Origin of the sequence: Kitasatospora sp. NPDC057518 (assembly GCF_042802075.1) — a bacterium.
Taxonomy (GTDB): domain Bacteria; phylum Actinomycetota; class Actinomycetes; order Streptomycetales; family Streptomycetaceae; genus Kitasatospora.
Genome location: NZ_JBHVEU010000648.1, coordinates 1 through 3,469 on the forward strand (window position 1 = coordinate 1; position 3,469 = coordinate 3,469).

Genomic DNA, 3,469 nt, shown 5'->3' on the forward strand with positions numbered 1-3,469 from the left:
CCCGGTGCGTCCGAGGCCTCGGACGCACCGGAGGTGTCCGTGCCGGTCGGATAGGCGGTGGAGTCGGCGCTCCCGGGGACGGAGCCCTGGAGTTCGGCGAGGTCCGCGCTGACGGAGGCGAGCAGTTCCTGCATCTGCTCCAGCAGGCTCTTGGGGGTGGCGGGTCCGGCCGAGGTGCCGTCGGCCGAGCCCGTCGGGCTGCTCGGGAACTGCGGCGTGGCAGATGGTTCGGACATTGCGGGACCTCTTCGGATCGGTGGTGCGGTGTAGGGCGGCCGACGGTGGCTCGGACCGCACGGCGGGAGGCGGCAGTGCCCGCTACCGGGGCACCCACCCCCGCCGTAGCACCCAACGAACCGGTCCGGATGCCGTCACCCGGACACCACCCGATGCGGTCCAACTCCGCTGTGCGGTAAGCCTCCCGGGTGAGCCGGGGTTGCCGTCGCGGCGCCGCCTCGGCTAGGCGCGGCGCGGCCCGGGGAGCCTGAGCGGCGCGGACGGTGCGGGTGGACCGGGCGGCGCGGAGCGGGGGCGTGAGCGGCGGTGCGGAGCGCGGCGCGGTCGAGCGCGCCCGGAAAGGAGCCGGGGATGATTCGGAGACGAGCAGGAGACGAACCGGAGACTGGCCGGGGGAGAACCCACCCCTTGCCACTCTCAACGTATAGCGCATGGGGGGTCTTGCGGCAAGGCCCCCGTGGTGGCGCACAATCGCAGGCCTCAGATCGGAGCTGATGCCATGAACAGCCGCACCACCAGCGCGTTCGACCTTCCCGCCCGCCTCGTCGCCAAGGCCGACCCGGCGCTGATCGGTGAGGACGAGCGGCACTTCGCGGCCGTCGCGGAGAGCCTGGAGCAGTCGATCGCGGAGCTGTCCGACCGCCTCGACGCGCTGCGCCGCGCGCCGGGCGGCCTCGGCCGGGAGGCGATGGACCGGGACATCGAGGTGCACAAGCTGACCGGTCGGCTGCGCGCCCTGCGCCGCTTCGGCCTGGACCTGTGCCTCGGGCGGGTCGTCCACGCGGACGACCCGGAGCCGGTGTACATCGGGCGGCTCGGCCTCACCGACAGTGAGGGGCGCCGACTACTGGTCGACTGGCGCTCGCCCGCGGCCGAGCCGTTCTTCGGGGCCACCCACGCCGACCCGATGGGCCTGGTGAGCCGGCGCCGGTACCGCTGGACCGGCGGCCGGATCGGCGACTACTGGGACGAGGTGTTCAGCGCCGAGGCCCTGGAGGGGCACGCCGCGCTGGACGACCAGTCCGCGTTCATCGCGAGCCTGGGCGGCAACCGGTCGGCCCGGATGCGGGACGTGCTGGCCACCATCCAGGCCGACCAGGACGCGATCATCCGGGCGGGGTCCCGGGGCGCCCTGGTGGTGGACGGCGGCCCGGGCACCGGGAAGACGGTCGTCGCGCTGCACCGCTCCGCGTACCTGCTCTACTCCGACCCCCGGCTCGGCCACCGGCGCGGCGGCGTGCTGTTCGTCGGCCCGCACCAGCCCTACCTGGCCTACGTCGCCGACGTCCTGCCCAGCCTCGGTGAGGAGGGGGTGCGCACCTGCACCGTGCGGGACCTCGTCGCCGAGGGGGCGAAGGCCGGGTCCGAGAGCGACCCCGAGACGGCCCGTCTGAAGTCCTCGGCCGACATGGTGGGGGCGATCGAGAAGGCCGTCCGGTTCTACGAGGAGCCGCCCGCCGAGGGGATGGAGGTCACCACCCACTGGGCCGACCTCTGGCTGAGCGCCGAGGACTGGTCCGACGCGTTCGACGCGCCGGACCCGGGCACCCCGCACAACGAGGCCCGCGAGCAGATCTGGGAGGAGCTGGCCACGATCCTGATGGACAAGCTGGACGAGGACGCGGGGGCCTCGCCCGAGCTGTTCGGCCGGTCGCTGCGGCAGGACCGGGAGCTGGCCGGGACGCTCAACCGGGCCTGGCCGCTGATCGACGCGGCCGACCTGGTCGGCGACCTCTGGTCGGTGCCCGCCTACCTGCGGATGTGCGCGCCCTGGCTCGCCCCCGAGGAGGTCCGCAGGCTCCAGTGCAAGGACGCGCCCCAGGCCTGGACGGTGTCCGACCTGCCGCTGCTGGACGCGGCCCGGCAGCGGCTCGGCGATCCGGAGGCGGACCGGCGCCGGCGCCGTCGGGAGGCCGCGGCCGCCGCCGAGCGCGCGCGGATGGCCGACGTCATCGGCGACCTGCTGCAGGCCGACGACGACGGCGAGGGCGCGGTGACGATGCTGCGCGGGCGCGACCTCCAGGACACCCTGGTCGACGAGACGGCCCTGCCCGGCGCCGACCCGGAGCCGCTCGCCGGGCCGTTCGCGCACATCGTGGTGGACGAGGCCCAGGAGCTGACCGACGCGGAGTGGCAGATGCTGCTGCTGCGCTGCCCGTCCCGGAGCTTCACCATCGTCGGGGACCGGGCGCAGGCCAGGCACGGGTTCACGGAGTCCTGGCAGGAGCGGCTGGAGCGGATCGGGCTCGACCGGAGCACGGTGGCCTCGCTGAGCATCAACTACCGGACACCGGAGGAGGTCATGGCCGAGGCCGAGCCCGCGATCCGGGCGGCGCTGCCGGACGCCAACGTGCCGACCTCCGTCCGCAGCAGCGGCATCCCGGTCGTGCACGGGTCGGTGGCGGAGCTGGACGCCGTCCTGGACGGCTGGCTCGCCGAGCACGCCGAGGGGGTCGCCTGCGTGATCGGTGCCCCCGGCTTCGAGGCGCGGCCGCGGGTCCGGTCGCTGACCCCGGAGCTGTCCAAGGGGCTGGAGTTCGACCTGGTCGTGCTGGTCGACCCGGAGGCGTTCGGCGGGGGTGTCGAGGGGGCGGTCGACCGCTACGTCGCGATGACCAGGGCCACCCAGCGGCTGGTGGTCCTCAGGAGCGTGTGAAGCGTCAAGCGTCGGAAGAGACGGCGAAGAGACGGCGAAGGGAGCGGGGTGGGGACGGAGGGAGCGGAGGGGCTGGAACGCGCGTCGCCCGGTCGGGTGACGCAGGTGTCGGGTGGCGGCGTCGGGAGGCCAGACTGGGGCGATGGACGAGGAGGAACCGCTGGCGTCGTGGGCGGCCAGGCGGGAGCAACGGCTGCGGCCGGTCGGGCAGTTGCGGGTCGTACGGCTCACGGTCGGGCGGCAGCGGGGCGCCCATGTGCTGCCGGGCGAACCGAGGCTGATCGTGCGCTGGGACGGCTACCAGTGGCTGCCGGAGACGGTGGCCGAGGACTACGCCACCGCCCAGCGGATCCTGTACGGGGCCGAGGGCGCGGGAGTGCCGCGGCCCGGGCGCCAGGCGCGGCGGCCGGGGAAGGCGCCGGGGCGCCACCGCAAGCCCTGAGGCCCGCGCGGGCCCGGGCCGCGACCCGGATGCCGGGCCGTAACGGGACCCCGGGCGGTAACCGGACCCCGGGCGGTAACCGGACCCCGAGAAGTGACCGGCCCCCGAGAAGCGGGCGGGGTCCGGCGCCACCC

The 3,469-nt window shown here is 74.9% G+C and carries 2 protein-coding genes and 1 pseudogene; 2 read left to right on the forward strand and 1 reads right to left on the reverse strand.

What is annotated here, in order from left to right; all coding sequences use genetic code 11:
- Window positions 1-236: pseudogene (locus ACFU7Z_RS37735) on the reverse strand (hypothetical protein); the annotation flags it as partial.
- A gap of 500 nt (window positions 237-736) precedes the next feature.
- Here ACFU7Z_RS37735 and helR point away from each other — a divergent pair.
- Window positions 737-2,893 (forward strand): RNA polymerase recycling motor ATPase HelR, encoded by a 2,157-nt coding sequence (helR, locus tag ACFU7Z_RS37740; RefSeq protein ID WP_380782621.1) that lies wholly within the window; start codon window positions 737-739, stop codon window positions 2,891-2,893.
- 142 nt (window positions 2,894-3,035) lie between these two features.
- Complete coding sequence (locus tag ACFU7Z_RS37745; RefSeq protein ID WP_380782623.1) at window positions 3,036-3,335, forward strand: DUF6087 family protein; 300 nt, start codon at window positions 3,036-3,038, stop codon at window positions 3,333-3,335.
- Window positions 3,336-3,469 lie beyond the last annotated feature (134 nt).

Bases quoted from the DNA above. Each gene is read 5' to 3' on its own strand.
- ACFU7Z_RS37745 (WP_380782623.1), top strand. From the start codon at position 3,036: ATGGACGAGGAGGAACCGCTGGCGTCGTGGGCGGCCAGGCGGGAGCAA.
- helR (WP_380782621.1), top strand. From the start codon at position 737: ATGAACAGCCGCACCACCAGCGCGTTCGACCTTCCCGCCCGCCTCGTC.